Origin of the sequence: Aquisalimonas sp. APHAB1-3 (genome assembly GCF_048323695.1) — a bacterium.
In the GTDB taxonomy this organism is placed as follows: domain Bacteria; phylum Pseudomonadota; class Gammaproteobacteria; order Nitrococcales; family Aquisalimonadaceae; genus Aquisalimonas.
The window spans coordinates 145353-165457 of record NZ_JBLWFT010000007.1; the positions used below are offsets into that span (position 1 = coordinate 145353).

The 20105-nt window shown below is 60.4% G+C and carries 21 protein-coding genes; 15 read left to right on the forward strand and 6 right to left on the reverse strand.

The window, feature by feature from the left end; all coding sequences use genetic code 11:
- The first annotated feature begins 116 nt into the window (after positions 1 to 116).
- The gene (ycaC, locus tag ACNSTU_RS12010) at positions 117 to 746 is read left to right on the forward strand and encodes an isochorismate family cysteine hydrolase YcaC (protein WP_290638072.1); all 630 of its coding nucleotides are present in this window, start codon (positions 117 to 119) and stop codon (positions 744 to 746) included.
- Positions 747 to 824: 78 nt separating this feature from the next.
- Here the strand turns inward: ycaC and ACNSTU_RS12015 are convergent, their stop codons facing one another.
- Positions 825 to 1736 (reverse strand): LysR family transcriptional regulator, encoded by a 912-nt coding sequence (locus ACNSTU_RS12015; protein WP_418212402.1) that lies wholly within the window; start codon positions 1734 to 1736, stop codon positions 825 to 827.
- 216 nt (positions 1737 to 1952) lie between these two features.
- Between ACNSTU_RS12015 and ACNSTU_RS12020 the strand changes: the two genes are divergently transcribed.
- Positions 1953 to 2402 (forward strand): OsmC family protein, encoded by a 450-nt coding sequence (locus tag ACNSTU_RS12020; RefSeq protein ID WP_290638076.1) that lies wholly within the window; start codon positions 1953 to 1955, stop codon positions 2400 to 2402.
- A 121-nt stretch (positions 2403 to 2523) separates the two neighbouring features.
- A complete protein-coding gene (locus ACNSTU_RS12025; protein ID WP_290638077.1) occupies positions 2524 to 3453 on the forward strand; it encodes a LysR family transcriptional regulator in 930 nt (309 codons plus the stop codon).
- Positions 3454 to 3645: 192 nt separating this feature from the next.
- Here ACNSTU_RS12025 and ACNSTU_RS12030 read toward each other — a convergent pair whose 3' ends face one another.
- The gene (locus ACNSTU_RS12030; RefSeq protein WP_290638079.1) at positions 3646 to 3801 is read right to left on the reverse strand and encodes a pyridoxal-phosphate dependent enzyme; all 156 of its coding nucleotides are present in this window, start codon (positions 3799 to 3801) and stop codon (positions 3646 to 3648) included.
- A gap of 288 nt (positions 3802 to 4089) precedes the next feature.
- Here ACNSTU_RS12030 and ACNSTU_RS12035 point away from each other — a divergent pair, with 288 nt between their 5' ends.
- Together ACNSTU_RS12035 and ACNSTU_RS12040 are read left to right on the forward strand one after the other, a co-directional pair.
- Positions 4090 to 4551, forward strand: a complete 462-nt coding sequence (locus ACNSTU_RS12035) for a YbhB/YbcL family Raf kinase inhibitor-like protein (RefSeq protein ID WP_290638081.1) — start codon at positions 4090 to 4092, stop codon at positions 4549 to 4551.
- Positions 4551 to 6107, forward strand: a complete 1557-nt coding sequence (locus tag ACNSTU_RS12040; RefSeq protein WP_290638083.1) for a BCCT family transporter — start codon at positions 4551 to 4553, stop codon at positions 6105 to 6107. Before ACNSTU_RS12035 ends, ACNSTU_RS12040 begins: the two co-directional genes overlap by 1 nt.
- 100 nt (positions 6108 to 6207) lie before the next feature.
- Here the strand turns inward: ACNSTU_RS12040 and ACNSTU_RS12045 are convergent, their stop codons facing one another.
- Positions 6208 to 6354, reverse strand: a complete 147-nt coding sequence (locus tag ACNSTU_RS12045) for a hypothetical protein (protein WP_290638085.1) — start codon at positions 6352 to 6354, stop codon at positions 6208 to 6210.
- Positions 6355 to 6821: 467 nt separating this feature from the next.
- Between ACNSTU_RS12045 and ACNSTU_RS12050 the strand changes: the two genes are divergently transcribed.
- On the forward strand, positions 6822 to 7235 hold the full coding sequence (locus ACNSTU_RS12050; protein WP_290638087.1) for a universal stress protein: 414 nt from the start codon (positions 6822 to 6824) through the stop codon (positions 7233 to 7235).
- An 84-nt stretch (positions 7236 to 7319) separates the two neighbouring features.
- The gene (locus tag ACNSTU_RS12055) at positions 7320 to 7841 is read left to right on the forward strand and encodes a DUF302 domain-containing protein (RefSeq protein ID WP_418212403.1); all 522 of its coding nucleotides are present in this window, start codon (positions 7320 to 7322) and stop codon (positions 7839 to 7841) included.
- Positions 7842 to 8494: 653 nt separating this feature from the next.
- Here the strand turns inward: ACNSTU_RS12055 and ACNSTU_RS12060 are convergent.
- Together ACNSTU_RS12060 and ACNSTU_RS12065 are read right to left on the reverse strand one after the other, a co-directional pair.
- On the reverse strand, positions 8495 to 9283 hold the full coding sequence (locus ACNSTU_RS12060) for a glycosyltransferase (RefSeq protein ID WP_418212404.1): 789 nt from the start codon (positions 9281 to 9283) through the stop codon (positions 8495 to 8497).
- A complete protein-coding gene (locus ACNSTU_RS12065) occupies positions 9241 to 10227 on the reverse strand; it encodes a glycosyltransferase family 2 protein (protein ID WP_418212405.1) in 987 nt (328 codons plus the stop codon). The genes ACNSTU_RS12060 and ACNSTU_RS12065 overlap by 43 nt, the downstream gene beginning before the upstream one ends.
- Before the next feature lie 270 nt (positions 10228 to 10497).
- Here ACNSTU_RS12065 and rfbB point away from each other — a divergent pair, with 270 nt between their 5' ends.
- From rfbB to ACNSTU_RS12105, 8 genes are read left to right on the forward strand one after another with little or no spacing between them, the layout of a single operon-like run.
- Positions 10498 to 11559 (forward strand): dTDP-glucose 4,6-dehydratase, encoded by a 1062-nt coding sequence (rfbB, locus tag ACNSTU_RS12070; protein ID WP_418212406.1) that lies wholly within the window; start codon positions 10498 to 10500, stop codon positions 11557 to 11559.
- Positions 11523 to 12443 carry a dTDP-4-dehydrorhamnose reductase gene (gene rfbD, locus ACNSTU_RS12075; protein ID WP_290637083.1) on the forward strand — a complete coding sequence of 307 codons (921 nt, stop codon included), beginning with the start codon at positions 11523 to 11525 and terminating at the stop codon, positions 12441 to 12443. The genes rfbB and rfbD overlap by 37 nt, the downstream gene beginning before the upstream one ends.
- Positions 12440 to 13324: a glucose-1-phosphate thymidylyltransferase RfbA gene (gene rfbA / locus ACNSTU_RS12080; protein ID WP_290637082.1), complete on the forward strand. Its 885-nt coding sequence runs from the start codon at positions 12440 to 12442 to the stop codon at positions 13322 to 13324. The genes rfbD and rfbA overlap by 4 nt, the downstream gene beginning before the upstream one ends.
- On the forward strand, positions 13321 to 13869 hold the full coding sequence (gene rfbC / locus ACNSTU_RS12085; RefSeq protein ID WP_418212407.1) for a dTDP-4-dehydrorhamnose 3,5-epimerase: 549 nt from the start codon (positions 13321 to 13323) through the stop codon (positions 13867 to 13869). Before rfbA ends, rfbC begins: the two co-directional genes overlap by 4 nt.
- A 38-nt stretch (positions 13870 to 13907) precedes the next feature.
- Complete coding sequence (locus tag ACNSTU_RS12090; protein WP_290637080.1) at positions 13908 to 14696, forward strand: ABC transporter permease; 789 nt, start codon at positions 13908 to 13910, stop codon at positions 14694 to 14696.
- Positions 14686 to 16044, forward strand: coding sequence for an ABC transporter ATP-binding protein (locus ACNSTU_RS12095; RefSeq protein WP_290637079.1), 1359 nt, complete (start codon positions 14686 to 14688; stop codon positions 16042 to 16044). Before ACNSTU_RS12090 ends, ACNSTU_RS12095 begins: the two co-directional genes overlap by 11 nt.
- Positions 16041 to 18968: a glycosyltransferase family 2 protein gene (locus ACNSTU_RS12100; RefSeq protein WP_418212408.1), complete on the forward strand. Its 2928-nt coding sequence runs from the start codon at positions 16041 to 16043 to the stop codon at positions 18966 to 18968. The genes ACNSTU_RS12095 and ACNSTU_RS12100 overlap by 4 nt, the downstream gene beginning before the upstream one ends.
- A gap of 55 nt (positions 18969 to 19023) precedes the next feature.
- Positions 19024 to 19854 carry a class I SAM-dependent methyltransferase gene (locus ACNSTU_RS12105; RefSeq protein WP_290637077.1) on the forward strand — a complete coding sequence of 277 codons (831 nt, stop codon included), beginning with the start codon at positions 19024 to 19026 and terminating at the stop codon, positions 19852 to 19854.
- A gap of 38 nt (positions 19855 to 19892) precedes the next feature.
- On the opposite strand, the gene ACNSTU_RS12110 is transcribed toward ACNSTU_RS12105, so the two are convergent.
- Positions 19893 to 20105: transposase domain-containing protein (locus tag ACNSTU_RS12110; protein ID WP_418212409.1), on the reverse strand; the 213-nt coding region annotated here is incomplete at its 5' end.

A 20105-nucleotide genomic window follows, 5' to 3' on the forward strand; every position in this document is an offset into this window, starting at 1 on the left:
CGTCGTTCCAGGATCTAGGCTTCTAGGACGGTTGGCGCCTGCTTTCCTGACGAAGTGTCCCAGGCAAGGCATGCGCTATCCGGACGCGAGGCAACGATTCGAATAAGGAGACCCTCATGAGCGATACGTTTCAGTACAACCGTTTGAACCGCGACGACGCGGCCCTCTTGCTCGTCGACCACCAGTCGGGCCTGATCTCTCTGGTGCAGGACTTCTCTCCGGGGGAGTTCAAGAACAACGTCCTCGCCACCGCGGCCTGCGGGGACTACTTCGGCCTGCCGACGATCCTGACAACGAGCTTCGAAGATGGGCCCAATGGCCCGCTGGTGCCGGAGCTGAAGGAAACGTTCCCGAATGCGCCCTACATTGCCCGGCCGGGCAACATCAACGCCTGGGACAACGAAGAGTTCGTCAAGGCGATCAAGGCGACAGGCAAGAAACAGCTGATCATTGCCGGCGTTGTCACGGAAGTCTGCGTGGCATTTCCGGCGCTCAGCGCCAGGGAAGAGGGCTATGAGGTGTTCGTCGTCACCGATGCGTCCGGCACCTTCAACACAGTCACCCGGGACGCGGCGTGGTATCGCATGCAGCAGGCCGGGGTACAGATGATGAGTTGGTTTGCCATGGCCTGCGAGCTCCATCGTGACTGGCGCAACGACATCGAAGGCCTCGGGCAGTTGTTCTCCAACCACATCCCCAACTACCGGAACCTGATGACCAGCTACTTCGCCAAGGCGTCGAGCTAGACCAATGGGGAGGCCACGGGGCGGCAACGCGTCCCGTGGCCGCTGATTAGGCATCCGGCCGGTGTAGTCTGAGCCGGCTCAATCCTCGTGCAGAGCGTTGAACGCCTCGGCGAGATGATCGATCAATACCCGGACGGCCGGGAGCAGGCCCCGCCGCGACGGGAATACCGCATGCACGATCTCGCGGCGCGGCGCCCAGGTCGGCAACACCGGCACGAGCCGCCCGGCGTCCAGGTCGGGCCGAACCATCATGCGGGGGAGTTGCACCACGCCGATGCCGGCGACGGCCGCTTTACGGAGCGCGCTCATGTCGGTGGTGACCAGTCTCGGTGCATGGGGCACGAATGCGGGCTTGTCCTCCGGGCCGAACAGGTTCCAGGTGAAGTCCTCCTGGGGAGCGCCGAGCCCCAGCGTCGGCCAGGCCGCAAGGTCGTTCGGGGCTGAAGGCTGTCCACCCTGTTGTTCCACCAGTTCCGGGCTGGCGAGCAGGCATTGGCCCCGATCAGCCAGCACCCGCAGGATAAGCTCGCTGTCCTCCAGCGGGGGCGGACGCACACGAATCGCCACGTCGATGCCTTCCCCGACCACGTCAACGCGCCGGTTGGTGGCGTCCAGCGCTACGTTGACCAGTGGATACCGCAACATGAAGTCGGTGAGCATGTCACCGACGTTAGACTGCAGCAGCGCCACCGGGCAGCTCACGCGGACGGTGCCACGGGGCTCTGACCGTGTGGTCTCCACCGCTTCCTCGGCTGCCTCGGCTTCCACCAGCATGGCTTTGCAGTGGCGATAGTAGGTCTCGCCGATGGGCGTGACGGTGAACTGGCGCGTGGTGCGGTGGATCAGGCGAATGCCCAGGCGCTCTTCCAGCAGGGCGACGCGGCGGCTCAGGCGCGACTTGGGTGTTCCCAGGGCGCGGCCGGCGGGGGCGAATCCTCCGTGATCCACCACCTGCACGAAGAAGTAGAGGTCATTGAGGTCGTAGGCCACGCTGTCGTTCCTTTTTTTGAACACTGGGACCCGATTGTAAGGCTTGCGGCTTCGATTGTCCTTTATGCACTGTCAATCGCTCTGCCTCGGCTACGGTGTCTCGCCGGGTGGTTGTGACATTAGCCGGGCTAAGCAGCTTGCTTAGTAATCGTCGTTTTACGCGGACTCGCCCAGTTCCTAATGTTGGTCGTGCGTCAATTAACGGGAGCCGTAGTTATGTCAGTCCATGGTGCAGCGATCAATTGGGAGCGTCAGCCCCACGAATGCGAGGAAAACACGTTCTCGCGTAATCACCGGGTTGCGCTGAATGGTGGCCAGAATGTGGATGTATCGGCATCCGTCGAGTTCAAAGGCGACCCCAATTGTGCCGATCCGGAGCAGATGCTTGTGAGCGCAGTGTCCAGTTGCCACATGCTGTTCTTCCTGGCAATCGCCGAGATTCAGGGGTATCGGGTTGAATCGTACACAGACAACCCGAAAGGCTATCTGGAGCAGAATGAAAAGAAGGGCAGGGAAGTCACGCGAATCGAGCTATCGCCCCAGGTTACGTTTAGTGGCGATAAGGTGCCCGGCGAGGAGGCAATCGAGAAAATCCACGCCAATGCGCACAAGAACTGCTTTATTCGCAATTCGATCACTGCCGACGTGACGATCAACGGTGCTTGATCAGCCATGAGTCTGGCGTCAGCCGGCCGACCCCGGCGTGGCTTTCAGAGGGGCATTGATTATAGTGAGGGCCTCCCACTTGATCGTGTCGGTGGTCCGTCACTAATTGCGAGTACTGGTCATGCTACGACTGCCGTCCCTGACCGCGCTGGCCTATTTCGAGGTTGCAGCGCGCACCAGGAGCTTTGCTGCGGCGGCGAAAGAGCTCCACGTCACGCCGGCTGCGATCAGCCATCAGATCAAGGCACTGGAGGAGTATCTCGACGTTGAGCTGTTCGTCCGTCACCACCGACGGGTCAGCTTGACGCCGGCGGCGCGCGAGGCGCTGCCGGACCTGCATCAGGGCTTTCAGGCTTTGGAGCAGGCCGTGGAGAAGATTCGCTCCCATGGTGACGAGCGCCTGATCGTCACCGTGTGCGCAGAGCCGCTGTTCGCCACCAAGTGGATCGTGCCGCGCCTGCACCGCTTCTACGCCATTTGCCCGGACGCCGAGGTGCGGCTGCAGGCGAGCTTGCAGACCGTGGATCGCGCCCGTGACGGCGCTTTCAGCGTAGCGGATCTCAAGCGCGCGGGCATCGACGTGTCCGTGCGGCTTGGTTATGGCAACTATGCCGACATCGAGCCGGAGCGGCTGATGGGGCTGGAGCTGGTACCAATGTGCGCCCCGGCGTTGGCGCGCAGCGTGACCGGGGTCGATTCACTGCGCGAGCTGCCGCTACTGCGTGATGGCACTCTCGATCGCTTCGGTGAGGCGTGCGGGTGGAAGGAGTGGTTCAGGCAGCAGGGCTCCGAAACCCAGGCGTTGCGGGAGCTGCGGTTTGGCAATGGGCTGCTTGCGCAGGAGGCGGCCCTGGCCGGTCAGGGTGTGCTTCTGGGTGTACCGGCTCTGCACCAGGCGGAGCTCGCCGCCGGGACACTGGAGCAGGTGAGTGATCGGTCACTGAACTGCGAGCAGGCTTACTTTGTCGCCAGCGTAGGTCCGGGCGAAGAGCGGTCGATCGCCGGGCAGTTCCGGGAGTGGTTGCTGGATGAGATACACCAGCCGGTTTAGGTGTGGCGACCGGCTACCGACGATCGATCGCCATCAGGAGTTGCGCGCGCAGCGTCGGGCTGAGAAACGGCGACCCTTGCCGAGCAGCGTCCGGTTATGCTGCGCGACGAGCGCCAGGGCGAGTCCGGTGTTACCGGCCGTTCCCTCGATCGGGGTTCCGCCAGGGGGGGGCGCGCCAGAGGCTTCTGCTGCCTACACCATGGACAGCCCGATACGGTCCTTGATGGACCCCGTGGGGTTCATGTACTCCAGCTTCAGGAACAACCGACATGGCCCCGTATCGAGCGCACTCATCTCGACAAGAGGGGTGTTACCGATCAGTTCAATCGCGTTGCTACAAGTATCCATGAGGCGCAGGCTTCCAGACCTCCCTCTCTCCCTCCCCCCAGTCTATGGCATCATCCGTCCGATGGCCTGGGTGCGCGAAGGCATGAAGTGCTCCTGTTGTCTTCAGACACTGGCACGATTGATTTGGATCAATACATCTACTCAATAGAGGGTATACGAATCGTGCCATCGGGAGCCTGTCCGGAGAATTGGATTCTCCGAGGGGGCATCCTTTCGCCAACGAGAGACTGATGACTGTCGAGGCCGCCATTGGCTGTAGCGAGGCAGTCCCAACTGGGTTCAGTGTTCATGCGACTATCAAGTCCGGCGTTCAGCGATGGCGGGCCGATCCCCAGACGTTACTCGGCACCCGGCGAGAACGAGCTACCACCGTTTCGCATTCATGATGTTTCGGAGAATGCGCAGAGTCTGGTGCTTGTCCTGAAGGATGTGGATTCCCCTTTGGGCGAGGTGACGCACTGGCATGCCTGGAATATTCCGCCACAGACCGCTTCGCTCGATGCCGTGCACCTGCCCGCAGAGTGCTGTGTGGGTATCGATAGTTTCGGGAAGGTGGGGTATCTCGGACCGGCGCCGCCTGAAGGGCGGCATCACTACCGAATGATCCTGCTGGCCCTCGATACCTGGTTGGATCTGCCTACGGGCTCGACGCGCGGGGCGCTTGACCGAGCCGTCAAGGGGCATGTCATCGACCGCGCAGAGATGATGGGTTTTATGGAAGCGCCAGCGTCCGACGGAGACACCACCTGATGACCACTGGTCGACATCCCACCAGGGCACGCGCCCTGTTCGCTACAGTCAACCCAGTCGTATTCGTGGCAACCGGCGTGATCGTGGCGGTGTTCGTGCTGTTCGGGGTTGTCTTCCCAACGATTGCGGGGAAGGTCTTCGGGACTCTCGATGCGTTCATTACCAAGTACTTCGGCTGGGTCTACCTTCTGGCCGTCACGTGTTTTCTCGCGTTCCTGCTTTACCTGGTGTTCAGTCGATACGGTCGCATCCGTCTGGGGCAGCCTGAAGACCGTCCGAAGTTCGGTCTGCTGGCCTGGTTCTCCATGCTCTTCAGCACGGGTATGGGGATTGGCCTGGTTTTCTGGAGTGTGGCTGAGCCTATACTGCATTTCCAGAATCCTCCCTCCGGTGAAGGCGGGACGCCCGACGCCGCCCGCCAGGCGATGGTATACACGTACTTTCATTGGGGGCTGCACGCCTGGGCGGTATATGTCGTACTGGGGCTGTCTGTTGCCTACTTCAGTTACCGTCACCGGCTGCCGCTGACCATACGCTCAATCTTCTACCCGTTGCTCGGTGACCGTATCTACGGAGTAAGCGGTCACGTGATTGACATCCTTGCGGTGTTCGGAACCTTGTTCGGCCTGGCCACTTCCCTGGGTTTCGGAGCCATGCAGCTGAACACCGGGCTGCACCAGTTGATCGGTTTGCCGGTCTCGCATTGGGTTCAGGTGGGGCTGATCGCCACTATCACCGGCGTCGCCGTCATCTCGGTGCTCTCGGGCCTGGATCGGGGTTTGAAGTGGCTGAGCGTATTCAACCTGGCGCTGGCACTGCTGGTGCTTACCTTCGTCCTGGTCCTGGGGCCGACATTGTTCATCGTCCAGTTCCTTCTGGACTCCACGGGAACCTATCTCCAGCAGATCGTGGAACTGAGCTTGTCCACCGGCGCCACCACCGGATCCCAGTGGCAGAAAGACTGGACGATTTTCTACTGGGGCTGGTGGATCGCCTGGTCGCCATTCGTCGGCATCTTCATTGCGCGGATTTCCCGCGGCCGGACGATTCGCGAGTTCATTATCGGTGTTCTCATGATGCCGACGCTCTTCGTCTTGGTATGGATGACCGTGTTCGGGGGCACCGCACTGCACGCCGAACTCTTCTATGAAGGAAGCGGCATTGCGTCTGCGGTGGCGGAGGACACCACGCTGGCCCTCTATGTGACCCTTGAAAGGCTACCGCTGACAACGCTGACCTCCATCGCGGCGACATTGTTGATCGCGACCTATTTCGTGACGTCGTCCGATTCCGGTACCCACGTGATCGACAAGCTGATCTCCCGCGGGAGTAAGCATTCGCCGCGGCGTCAGCGCGTGATCTGGGGCATTACCGAAGGGGCTGTGGCCGCGACCCTGCTGATCGTTGGCGGTGCGGAAGCCCTCAACAGCCTGCAAACGGCCTCAATTACCGCGGGATTGCCTGTGGCTGTCATCCTGGTGTTTGCTTGTGTCAACCTGCAACGGGCGTTGCAGCGGGAGTACCAGGTCGAGGGCGTAAAGCCGCCGTGGGGATAGGTGTTCACCAGGGAGCCTCGGGAACCGCTGCCTGCAAGTTCAAGTGCCCAGCAACAGGACGAACCGGGCACCTTGGGTAGCGCGGCCAACGGACTCCGCCTCATGCCAAGTCGCCGGCCATGGACAGGAAAAACGGGCCAATACCCAAACGCACGCCCACGGTCAGCAGCGTGATCGCGGTGGCGGCTCCCACGATGTTCCAGCCGGAAACACAAGGTGCTCGCTCCCTTTCCACTAACAGGGTCATCCCCGCCTTGCCTTCTTGTGCGCCCGCCAACGTATCGGCAGTGGTCCCTGAAGTATCCCCGTTACGAAGTGCTCCGGGAACATGAGCAACGGCATGACCGACAGGTAGTCGCGCCAGATTAACGCGAATGGATCGATGAAGAGGTGGTGGGGCAGCCACCGATAGGGCAGGAACCCGCTGGCATGGGGGGCAGTACCAGCCGGACGGCAGGCGGGAGGCCGTTGAGAGGAAAAGCCTGCCATTCGCACAAACCCAGCCGCGTGAGCATGACTAGGGCGCCGACATTACCTGTGACGGCCAGCAGAAGACCGAACAAGAAAGTCAGAACTGTGGTTCCCAGCAGGTGAAGTTCCAGCCCGGGCTGCACGCCGGTTCGGAGTTCCTTCAACCACGTTGACGTGAATCAACGCCTAGCCAACCGACAGCTGTCAGGCTGAGGGATGTCGATCACTCAGGGGAGCATAACTGTGTACCAAAAGATCGTTGTTCCTGTCGCTCTGGTCCACGCTGAAAGGCTGGAGAAGGCGCTGGCAATAGCCGCGGATCTGGGCCAGCACTATGGCGCAACCCTGCATATGGTGGGCGTCACTGCGCCGGGGCCGGACGAAGTCTCCCATAGCGCGGAGCAATTCAAGGAAAAGCTTGCTGAGTTCGCCTCCAAACAGAGCGCAGACCGAGGCGTGGAGTTCCATTCGCATGCCGTCATTACGGCTGATCCGGTGACTGAACTTGACCGGTGCCTCGACCGCTACATCCACGAGATCAATGCGGACCTGGTGGTGATGGCTTCTCACGTTCCGGGCTTCCGTGACTATGTCTTCGCATCAAATGCGGGGTTCCTGGCATCGCACACTGATGTCTCCGTGTTTGTTGTCCGTTGAAGCATTCTAGTTGTTGGACTTCCCCCGACACCGTGGGAAGTCCATCAGGCAGAGGACCATGCCCGTCCGAACAGGAGAACTGCAATGACCAGTACGTACACGAAGGCTAAACTTCCTACACGGCGCCAATTGCTGCCGATGCTTGCGATGCTGTTCGCGGCTTTGCTGTTCGCGGGGGTTGCCCAGGCTGGCAGCCACGGTGACGAGCAGCCGGAGATGGCAAAGGTGACGCCCAGCCCGATGTCCTTCCCGGACACCGTCGAGGCCTTCGAGGCGCAGGCGAAAGAAGCGGGCTGGAGCGTACTGAACAAGAACTATATGTCGGGTGTTCTGTCGGAGCGGGGTTTCACACTAGACCCCGTGGTAATCATCGACGTCTGTAGCGGGGAATACAGCGCCCGCATCCTGGAGGAAGACGCGTTTCGTCCGGTCTCGGCGTTCATGCCCTGTCGTGTGAGCATCTACCAGGATAGCCAGGGGGATGTCTTCATCTCGCGGATGAATGTATCGGCCTTCCTGCCGATGATGCCGGATGAGGTTGCGGAGGTGATGGAGCTTTCCAGCAATGAGGTCGAGGCCATCATCGAGCAAACTGTAGCGGAGTAACCTGCTGAAAAGCAGTTGGCGCAGGCCTGCGCTAATGCATGTGGTGCACTAGAAAAACCGATCTGCAGGTACTGCCCATAATGTAGGACCCTGAGCGGTCACTGGTAACGACGAGTTCCATTAACCGCTCAGGGTCGCTGCTGGCCTTCGAGGGTGGGGAAAGGAGGATGAATCACAGCCGAGTGCCTCCTGGGAGGCCCGGTACGGTTCAGTTCAGACCGCCCAGCCGAATCAACGGTCATATATCGAACGGCGATGGACTTCCCCCGGGGCCAGTACCGACGCCGCCGATGCACCCCCGTGACTACTTCGATGCGTTCCACCTTGGTCACTCCTTTGCACTAGGCCTATGCCTAGGCCTTCAGGTCAACAACAAGGTGTCCGGTTGAAACGGGGGCTCCTTCAGCGAGATCCAGCACGTGTCGCGGGCCGGGGTAGCCATTCAGTTCTGCCGGCAGGGCTAATCCCATGTCTCTGCCCGCGCGGAGATCGTCTAGCTCTTCTTCTGACAAGCTCGCAATCTCGCGTTGCTGTAAAACGGAATACTGATGGTGGTGACCCTGGGCATTCGAGCCATGCGTGACCGAATCATCGCCAGACGCAGCAAGTGGACCCGAGAGAGCGACGAGCAGGATGGCTGCCCGGGTTCGAGGTCAGTGCGCCCCGGGGGGGCGACATGGGCCCCCGGAAAAGCCGCTTCTTTGCTTTCTCAGGTAACGAAAGAGACTGCGGAGATGCATCAGGAAGTGGACCGGGTCTGAGTGGCTTTTCTTCTGGGCGTCGTGAATGATGGCTGCGTTCGGGTCCAACACGACGCTGTGACCGGCCGCCCATAGCCTTGCGCAAAGGTCCACGTCTTCGTAGTAGAGGAAGTAGGCCTTGTCGAAGCCGTTCACGTCGGCGTACACATCACTGCGTGCGAGCATGAACATGCCGGCGACCCAGTCAGGATAGGTGGGCGCGCTCCCCGCGGATGGGGGGTAGGCGCCGGTTTCGCCCCTAAGGAGCTTGCGGGTGAGCGAAGCGATGGTGGGAAAGTAACGGGCGCTGGGCTGCAGGGTGTGGGCCGCGTTGTAGACCAGCGGTGCCGCAAGGCCGGCCCCGGTTTCACCCATGGTCTGGAGCAGGCTTGGGAAAGGGTTCTGGATGAGAACGACGTCCGGGTTCATTACGCAGAAATAGGGTTCACGGGAACGCTGAAACGCCCTGTTGTGGTTGCGCCCGAATCCGTCACGGCATTCATTCTGGATAACCTCCACTTCGGGGTGATGGGGGAGATCCAGGTTTTCCCGACAGTTGAGCGTGACCAGGATGTGCGACACCTCGTGGAGCGCGATGAGGCTGCGTGCGAGTTGATTGACCATCTCGCCGTGTCCATGGCTGACGATCGACACGGTGATCATCGCGGCCAGCCCTTGGCCAAGACACGCCACAAGGCGCACAGGCCAATTCGGCGCCGTGCCTGTATCGCGCGCCGTTTCTTCCAGACTTCAGGCAGTCGGCTTGCCGTATCCCGCTTGGCGCGGAGGGCGAGATAGCCTTGACCGCGCCCTGCCGCACGAACGACGAGGAGCACGTTCAGCAGGATGTGGGCTGGCAGGAGCGGCCACAGCAAGGGGGAGGGCATGTTCTTGAGGAAAACCCAAGGCAGGTTGCGCTGACCGTAGTAGGCTGCGACATCGCTTTGCGCGCCTCCGCTGGAGCCACCCCCGACATGGTAGGCAACGGCCTCGGGTACGTAGTGCACGGTGTGGCCCGACAAGCGAAGTCTGAATCCCAGGTCGACGTCTTCACCGTAGCAGAAGAAGTCTTCGTCGAAACCTCCCGCGTCACGAACTGCTTGCAGACGAAATAATGCTGCCCCGGCGCAGGCGGAAAACACCGGGTGCGGATGGAGCCTGGTGGACCAATGCTTTTGCCCGTGCCCTATGCGCCAGAACACGCCGGTGACATGGTAGGCGTCTCCGACTCCGTCCAGCCGCTCGGGTTGCTCCTTCTGGATCATTCGCGACGCGAAGGCAGCGGCCTCCGGGTTCGCCTGGGCAGCCCGGAGGAGTTCCTCCAGCCATTCCCTCTCGGGGAAGGCATCCGGATTGACGAGCGCAACGAATTCCGTTGAACACTGCTCCATGGCCCGGTTGTTGCCTGCGGCAAATCCGAGGTTGGATTCCGCGTGCTGCACCGTGATGTTATCAGGCCCGTTCAGGTCATCTGCGGAGCCATCCGTGCTGGCGTTGTCCACCACGATGATGCGTGAAGGAGACACGGTCTGCCTGGCCAGATTCGTCAGGCATTCTTTCAGCAGGGGGCCGGAATTCCAGTTAACGATGATTACCGTAACCGGGGCGGGAGTGGTCCGTGGCGGCTTCTCGCAAGGCGCTTCCATGACTTAGGTCGTTCCGAATAGGCATGCCGCAAAGCGGACCGCGTGCTCAAGGCCCGGACTCGGGCGTCCATCGCCGATGATCCCTGCGGTACCGATAAGAATTACCACCGAGGTTAGCATGACAATCCCCAGGGTGTGGTATTCGGCGTGCGAGATCGCTATGGTGTGGTGTAAACGAAAACGCAAAATAGGGCTTCTCCAGGCGAAATGCCGCTCGTTATTGGCGGGTGCATTTGGAGGTTCAGGCCCTCAGGATTGATTCGGGGAACCGTGAGTATTCTAGTGACAGGGGGGGCCGGGTTCATCGGCTCGAATTTCGTGCTGGAGTGGATGGCCACGCATGACGAGCCGCTGGTCAACCTCGACAAGCTTACCTACGCTGGCAACCGCGACAATCTGATCTCGGTGCAGGATGATCCCAGGTATCGATTCGTTCGGGGGGATATCGGGGACAGGAGCTTGTTGGTCCGGCTGTTGCGGGAACACCAGCCGAGAGCCGTTGTTCATTTCGCAGCCGAGTCCCATGTGGACCGCTCCATTATCGCGCCGGATGCGTTCATGCAGACCAACGTGATGGGAACGTTCGGTCTCCTCGAGGCGGTGCAGGAGTACTGGGAAGGCATGAACCGCGACTTGCGCGACGGCTTCCGCTTCCTGCATGTGTCCACCGACGAAGTCTTCGGGTCGCTGAAAGAGAACGATCCGGAGTTCGATGAGTACTCTCCGTACCGGCCCAACAGCCCCTATGCTGCCAGCAAGGCCGCTTCTGACCACCTGGTTCGGGCCTATCACCACACATACGGGCTGCCGACGGTCACCAGCAATTGCTCCAATAACTATGGGCCGTACCAGTTTCCCGAGAAGCTGATTCCGCTGGTGATCCACCGGGCGCGCAGCGGGCAACTCATTCCAGTGTATGGCGATGGGCTGCAGATCCGCGACTGGTTGCACGTCTCGGACCATTGTGCCGCGCTGCGGAGGATGCTCGCGGTTGGTGAGCCCGGAGCAGTGTATGCGGTGGGCGGGTCGGCGCAGCGCACCAATGTCCAGGTCGTCGAGGCGCTTTGCGCCCTTCTGGGGGAGGCGCGACCGGGGGTGGATTACTTTTCCCTCGTGCGGACTGTGAAGGATCGTCCTGGGCATGACCGGCGCTACGCCGTTAATGCCTCGCGGACCATGGACTTGCTGGGATGGGCTCCTCAGGAAACCTTTGCCAGCGGATTGCGCAGGACGATGCAATGGTATCTGGACAACAACGAGTGGGTATCCCGAGTGACCACGGGCGCCTACCGAGAATGGATGGACCGGCAGTATCCCGCCAGCTTGGTATAAATATTCTGCTGTTCGGTGCCGGCGGTCAGGTGGGGTGCGAGTTGCGGGAAAGCCTGGCGTCGTTGGGGACGGTCCACGCCCTGACGCGATCGGAAGCAGATCTGACCGATGTGGACGCGGTGCGGCGGGTGATCCAGGCACTGAGGCCGGCCGTGATCGTGAATGCAGCGGCCCATACCGCGGTAGATCGGGCGGAGGAACAGCCCATCGAGGCGGAAGCGGTCAATGCGATCGCTCCCGGTGTCATGGCCGAGGAGGCGGAGCGCCTGCAGGCGATGCTGATCCATTTCTCCACGGACTACGTATTCGACGGGGAGGGCTTCAGGCCGTATCGGGAGACGGATTTGCCGCGCCCCCTTTCGGTTTATGGCCACACCAAGCGGGCTGGGGAAGAGGCCGTCATCAGGCGCAGTTCCAGGCATGTAGTGCTGCGGACAGGCTGGGTGGTAGGCGTTGAAGGGCGTAACTTCGTTAAGACGATATTACGCCTTGCAGAAGAGCGTGACGAACTGCGCGTCGTTGATGATCAGCGAGGGGCGCCGACCTCCGCGGCCCTGCTGGCAAATGTCACCGCGCAGCTGGTAAGGGAGTGGTGCTCGCGCGACGGGGACGACTTTCCCTATGGCCTGTATCACGTCGCTGCGCGTGGCGAGGCGACGTGGTTCGAGGTTGCGTGGTGGGTGCTTGGCTACGCGCATGAGAACGGGGTTTCCCTTCGTGCGCCGCGAGACCGGATGGTGCCAGTAAGTAGCGCGGAGTATCCAGCGCTGGCCATTAGGCCACCGTACTCGGTTCTCGACACGGGGCTGATCCGGCAGACGTTTGGCATCACTCCCGCCGCCTGGGATGCGGAGTTGCAGAAGATCATGGAGCGATTGTTATGAGCGCACGCAAGGGAATCATCCTGGCAGGTGGTCATGGGACCCGCCTGCATCCGGTCACACGGGTCCTCAGCAAGCAAATGTTGCCCGTGTACGACAAGCCGATGATCTTTTATCCGCTGACTACATTGATGCGGGCTGGCATCCGGGAAATCCTGATTATTTCTACGCCGCGCGATCTCGGTACCTTTGCCGAACTTCTCGGTGATGGGGACCAGTGGGGGGTCACCCTGCATTATGCGGCGCAGCCGCAACCGAACGGGCTGGCCGAAGCGTTCCTGATTGGCGAAAACTTCCTTTGCGGTGCCCCGTCGACCCTCATTCTGGGCGACAACATTTTCCTTGGCGATGGGCTGGACAGGACTCTGCAACAAGCCGCTGATCGGGAAGACGGTGCAACCGTGTTCGCCTCCCGGGTAGCGCATCCCGAGCGTTACGGGGTCGTCGAGTTTGACGGGGACGGATGTGTCCGGACGCTGGAGGAAAAGCCGGCTGCTCCCCGGTCGGCCTACGCCGTGGCAGGGCTCTACTTCTATGACGGAGACGTGGTCGATGCGGCACGAACACTGGAGCCTTCCGCTCGTGATGAGCTGGAAATCACGGACCTGAACCGGCTGTACCTGGAAGAGGGTCACCTGCGCGTGGAAGTCATGGGGGCCGATCAGGAATGGATCGACGCAGGCACCCACGATTCACTGCTGAAGGCGGGGCAACGGGTCAAGGCCCTTGAAGACGAAAGGGGTGTGAAGCTCGCTTGTCCGGAGGAGGTGGCGTATCGCAAGGGCTGGATCGACGCAAACCGGCTTATGCAGGTTGCCCGCTCGTCCGCGGGGGCTCCGGACGGGGAATACCTTTCGCAACTGGTGCGGGAGGTGTCTTCGTGAAGGGGTATCCATTGGAACTACCAGAAGTCGTTCTCCTGGAACCTCGTGTATTCAAGGACGAGCGTGGCTGGTTCTTCGAGAGCTTCAGTCAGCCAGCCTTCGAGGCGCTGGTCGGTAGCGGGTTAAGCTTCGTTCAGGACAACCATAGTTGTAGTGAGGCCGGGGTGTTGCGTGGGCTCCACTATCAGTTGCCGCCGAAGGCGCAGGGCAAGCTGGTGCGGGTTGTGGCAGGTGCGGTGTTCGACGTGGCTGTGGATGTTCGGCGGCGATCTTCGACTTTCGGTGCCTGGGTCGCGGCCGAACTGACTGCGCAAGGCCGACAACAGTTATGGGTGCCGCCCGGCTTCGCGCATGGGTTTCTGTCACTGAGTGAGAGAACCGAGGTGCTGTACAAGACCACCAACGTCTACGCCCCGGAGCAGGAGCGGGCGATTGCGTGGGACGACCCGGCTATCGGCATCCACTGGCCAACAGTTCCAGACGGGCCGCGTCTGTCGCCCAAGGATGCAGAAGCGCCTTCGCTTGCATGTGCCGAGGTATTCTAGTGGACCCGCACGCTGTTGCTTCGAGCGGTCCACGGACCATGGGTCAGAGTCTGTGGGTAAACAGGCGGTTACTGGCGCGCCTGACCAGGCGAGAGGTCGCCGGGCGGTATCGGGGGTCGTTTCTGGGGCTGTTCTGGTCGTTTCTGCATCCTCTGTTGATGCTTCTGGTCTTTACATTCGTGTTTACCGTAGTGTTCGAGGCGCGTTGGGCCGTGGAACAACCCACGACGGTTCATTTTGCGCTTGTGCTGTTCTCGGGCCTGATTGTCCACGCGATGTTGGCAGATGTTCTCACGCGGGCTCCCGGCGTCGTGATCGGCCAGGCGAATTACGTCAAGAAGGTGGTTTTCCCTCTCGAGCTATTGCCGGTGGTGGTGGTGTGCAGTGCTGCGTTTCACGCGCTGGTCAGCGGGGTGATCCTCGTGCTGGCGTTCGGGCTCGTCAACGGGTACGTGCACACCACGTCGCTGCTGGCACCGGTGGTGTTGCTTCCACTGCTTGTCGTGTGCCTGGGTGTCGGCTGGTTTCTGTCTTCTTTGGGCGTTTTCCTGAGGGATATTGGCCAGCTGACAGGGGTTTTGGCGACAGCGCTGCTCTTTCTCTCGCCCGTTTTCTATCCTGTCAGCGCATTGCCTGAGTTCATGCAGCCGTGGATGGTGCTGAATCCGCTCACCTTCATCATTGAAGCACTCCGCGACGTACTGATCTGGGGGCGCGCACCGGACTGGATGGGTTGGTCGCTCTATTTGCTGGTGTCGACTGGGGTGGCGTGGGCGGGCTTCGTGTGGTTCCAGAAAACACGGAGAGGTTTTGCCGATGTGCTCTGACGACGTGGTCGCCCGGGTTGCCGGCGTAAGCAAACGATTTGCTCTGTACGCCTCGCCGCGCGACCGTCTCAAACAGTATGTCTTCCCAAGAATACAGGGGACGCTGGGGCTGGAGTGCCGAGCCTACTATCAGGAGGTGAACGCGTTGAATGGCGTGGGATTTATACTGCGCCGCGGTGAGTCACTGGGCATCATCGGTCCGAACGGATCTGGCAAATCCACGTTGCTTCAGATCTTGTGTGGCACGGTCGCACCGTCCTCCGGATCGGTCGAGATCGACGGGCGCGTCGCTGCCCTGCTGGAGTTGGGCGCGGGGTTCAACCCTGAGTTCACCGGGCGAGAAAACGTATTCCTTGCGGCCTCCTTGTACGGACTGGCGCCGGGCCAGACGAAGGAGCGTTTCCACAGCATCGCCGAGTTCGCCGGTATCGGTGCGTACATGGAGCAGCCGGTAAAAACGTACTCAAGCGGTATGTACGTTCGGCTGGCATTCGCCGTGATTGCCCATGTGGATGCTGACTTGCTGGTCATCGATGAGGCGCTTGCGGTTGGTGACGCGATATTCATGCAGCGTTGCATGCGCTTCATACGACGTTTTCGGAAGCAGGGCTCGTTGATTTTCGTGAGTCACGACATGAACTCCGTGATGAGTCTCTGCGATCGGGCGCTGTGGCTGGATCAAGGAGAAATTCGAGCATTGGGACACCCGCGAACTGTTACCGAGGACTACCTCGAATACAGCATCAATCAGGCCCATGGAGAGCACGTGGACGTCGAAAGCGTTCGCCCTGCAGCGCGGGGCAAGGGCGAGGCCTCATCGTGCGGCCCGGACATTGACGCCCTAACCCCCGAGTACGATGGCGAATTGACGGTTCAGGACAACCTGGATTTCGCCTCCGGCTGGAAGAGTGGTGCTGGGGAGCTGCTCGAGCTGTCGTTCACCGATGAGAAAGGCAAGCCGCGGCAGGTAGTTCGCGGGGGCGAGCGGGTGGAGCTCGTGATCCGGGCCGTCGCGTACGAACCAATGGATCGACCAATCATCGGGTTCATGGTGCGCAATCGCCTGGGGCAGGACCTCTTCGGTGACAATACCCTCGCTTTCACGAACGTGACTCCGACACGGGTCGCCGCGGGCCAGACACTCGTGGCCCGCTATCGATTCCGTTTGCCGATGTTGCCCAACGGTGACTACGTGGTGATGGGCTCTCTGGCCGAGGGCGAACTTCATGACCATGTTCAGCACCACTGGCTGCATGACGCGCTGGTGTTCTCTGTGTCCTCGAGCACGGTGCGTTGGGGGTTGGTGGGCGTGCCATTTGATCGTATTTCACTTGAGGCGAGGCCATGAAGACGCTCACAACTCTTTACCACGAACATCAGGGAAAAGTGTCGGACAAGTGGAGTGGCACCCTGGATGTCTACGAGCATTTGTTCGCCCCACGCCGCGGCGATGTGCGGCGCCTGTTGGAGATCGGTGTGCAGAACGGCGGATCTCTCGAGCTGTGGGCGAAGTACTTTGATTCTGCCGATCTGATTCTGGGCTGCGATATCGATCCCGCTTGCGCCGAGCTGGTCTTTCACGATCCGCGTATCAAGGTCGTGTCGGGGGATGCCTGCGTGAGTGAGACCGTTCGAGCCGTCGATGCGCACAGCAGCGCCTTTGACGTCATTATCGATGACGGATCGCATCAGGTGGCGGACGTGGTGCGTGTGTTCGGCAAGTACTTTCCCCGACTCCGCCCTGGAGGGGTCTATGTGGTCGAGGATCTGCACTCGAGCTACTGGCAGGACTATGGAGGAGGCCGGGATGCACCGTATTCCACCGTGAGCTTCTTCAAGCTCATGGTGGATGTGCTGAACCGCGACCACTGGGGCGTCGAGCGGTCCGTTCCAGACTGGCTGACGGGCTATTCGCGCCACTTCGGGATACAGCTGGACGAGGCGTTTCTCGGGCAGATCCGTTCGGTTCGGTTCGATGATTCACTCTGTGTCATCGAGAAGCAGGATTCCCAGGTCCGTGGCGTGGGGAAGCGGGTCATTGCGGGCAATGATGAAGGAGTCACCGCAGGTACTGGTTCGCTTGCCGGGACGCACCTGCTGCACTGGTCACAGGCGGAGAATCCCTGGGCCCAGCTTGATCGGCCTGCCGTGGAATATGTCGAACCTCTCACTCGATGGCTGGCTCGTCAGCAACGGCGGATCACTCGTCAGCGACGGCGGATCACTCGCCAGCGGCGGGAGCTCGAGGAGCTGCAGGAGGAACTGGTCGCCCGAACGCGGTCCATTGAGCAGCTGCAAGGAGAGGTCGCCGAGATTCGCACTTCCCGCAGCTGGAAGTTGACGGCCCCCTACCGACGGGTAGGTGGGTGGGTCCTGACAGGGCGCCAAATCGTCCGCAGTAAAGGAGGGCTCGCGCGGGCGTTCGGCTCCACGGGGAGGATCCTGGCGCAGGAAGGACCCGCGGGTATACGCCGGCGCTGGCACGACGCGCGCGCGTCGGGCATGGGCGGGGGTGTCCTGCTGGACGGACGCGTTGTTGATCCGTCGGACTACGGGCTGTGGGTACAGCTCTGTGACACGCTTGATGATCAAGATCGGACCACGATCCGAGACCGTCTCGCGAACTTTCAGGGACAGCCCACGTTCTCTGTTGTAATGCCAGTCTACAACCCGAACCTCGATTGGCTGGATGAAGCTATCCAGTCGGTACGTGATCAGCTTTACCCCGACTGGGAGTTGTGTATTGCCGATGACGCTTCCACGGATGCGGGTGTCCACGAAGTCCTGCAGCGCTACGCCGACGAAGACACAAGGATCAAGCTCGCCTTCCGCGACGCCAATGGCCATATCTCTGCGGCCAGCAATACTGCGCTCGAACTCGCGCAGGGCGACTGGGTTGTTCTTCTGGACCAGGATGACCTCATTACCGAGGATGCGTTGTACCAGGTGGCCGAATGCATAAATAGGAATCCGAATGTCCGGATGCTTTATTCCGATGAGGACAAGATCGACAAAAAGGGAAAACGGTTTGGACCCTATTTCAAGTCGGACTGGAACCCGTATCTGTTCCTGTCTCACAATATGTTCAGTCACCTTGGTGTCTATGAAAGGGCGCTGGTCATGCAGCAGGGTGGATTCCGGGAAGGCTACGAGGGCGCCCAGGATTACGATCTTGCGCTCAGGTGCAGTGCCGCCGTTGGTTCAGATCAGATTGCTCACATACCTCACGTTCTGTATCACTGGCGCGTCCACGACAAAAGCACCGCTTCGGGAATAAACGCCAAACCCTATGCGATCGGGGCGGGTCAGAAAGCGTTATCGGAGCACGTCAATGCGAGGGTTTCGGGCTCTGATGTGCATGCCCTTACCTACGGCTATCAAATCCGTTTCGCCCTTCCAGAAAATCCGCCTGCCATTACGCTGGTGGTTCCAACCCGAAACAGAGTTGATTTGCTGCGGCGCTGCGTCGAAAGCATCCTCGCGCGAACGGATTATCCGAACTACAAGATTCTGATTGTCGATAACGCCTCCGACGACCCTATAACACTGAACTATCTGAGTGAGGTGGAGAGTAGTTGCGTAAGTGTTGTTCGCGACAACGGTCCGTTCAACTTCTCCGCGATTAACAATCGCGCCATCGCTGGAATCGACACTGAGCTAGTCGGTCTCGTCAACAACGATATTGAAGTCAATGCTCCGGGTTGGCTCGATGACATGGTTCGTTACGCGCTACAACCGGATGTGGGTGCTGTGGGGGCCAGGCTCCTCTATCCCAATGATACGGTCCAGCACGCAGGGATCATCCTGGGGGTTGGTGGAGTAGCAGCGAATGCGCATGCGGGCCAGTCCAGTCAGAGTTATGGGTACTTTGGGAGAGCGGCCCTCCCAGGGCAGTACTCTGCTGTCACTGCCGCATGCCTGGTGATACGTCGCGAACTTTATCTCGATGTTGGGGGAATGAACGAATCCCAGTTGGCGGTTGCCTTCAATGACGTCGACCTGGGTTTGAAACTGGCAGAGCTGGGCTACAGGAACGTACTCGTTCCGTCGGCCGTTCTTTATCATCATGAGTCGGCCAGCAGACCGAGGGATGATCAAGACGCGGAGTCCGAGCGTTTCGCACGGGAAGTACAATTCATGCGTCGGCGTTGGCGGGACTGGATTGATCTGGATCCAATGTATAATCCGAATCTTTCGCTCGAGAATGCACGTTTTGAGCTTGCATGGCCAGCACGCAAGTCCAGAGTTCCAAAGGGAACCTTGGGGCAGTAGACAGCGTTCAGGTTTATAGGGATTTCGAAGCGCCAGGACGGAGAGTGGTACGCTCGTGGATCGGACAGAGAAGATATTGGCTTGTGTGGATTCCGACGGCCGGGGGTTGGAAATTGGTCCCAAGCATCGGCCGTTGGCACCCAAGGCGGAAGGCTTTCGTGTAGAAACGCTCGATTGGCTTACCAGGGAGGAGCTGGTTCGGGACTGCCTGAACAGTGGCCTGGACGCGTCACAGGTCGAGGAAACTGACCATGTCTGGCGCGGGGAACGCTATGCAGATCTGGTAGACCTTTCCCGTGGGGGATTCGACTGGATTATTGCATCGCATGTTGTCGAACATGTTCCGGACCTTGTCGCTTTTCTACGTGATTGCGAGGAAATCCTCAATGATCGGGGGGTTCTTGTGCTTGCGGTACCCGATAAACGGTATTGCTTCGATCGATATAGGCCCATATCCAGCTTGGGAGCGGTGCTGGATCGGTTTGTAGAGGGTCGTTGCCAGCACAGTATCGGCACATTGGTTGAGTTTCAGCTCTATTACGCGGAGCAGGATGGCCAGGGTGCGTGGAGTTCGGCGAGTCTGGGGAATGCGGAACTTCGTAATGAGCCTGCGGCAGTTCGCGACATGTTTCGTGCACGGATGAATGCTGAAGGCTACGTCGATTGCCACGGGTGGTGCTTTGTGCCCTCGTCTTTCAGGCTTCTCCTGCAGGATCTCTTCGACCTGGGGCTGATGGGCTTGAGGGAAGTGCGCTGGTATCCAACAGAGGGCTGTGAGTTTCTTATTTCCGTCGGAAAACATGGCAGCGGCCCGGGTCTGTCCCGCGCGTCTTTGTTAGGGAAAGTGGATGTGGAACTGGGGTCGGTCGTCCGCGACACCGAGTAAGTCGACGGGCCACTACGTAAGCGATCCGCGAACCACACCTACTCGGTGGGTTTGAGCGCGTATAGGCTCTCATCCTGATGCCACGGCAGCAGGCCGTCGATGGCCTCATCGCTGGCCGCGGCCGGCAGGTTCTTTAACACCTCGAGCAGGTACGCGTAGGGCTCCAGACGGTTGATCTTCGCCGTCTCGATGACGCTGTAGATCGTCGCACTGGCCTGGGCACCCCGCGTCGTGTGGCTGAACAGCCAGTT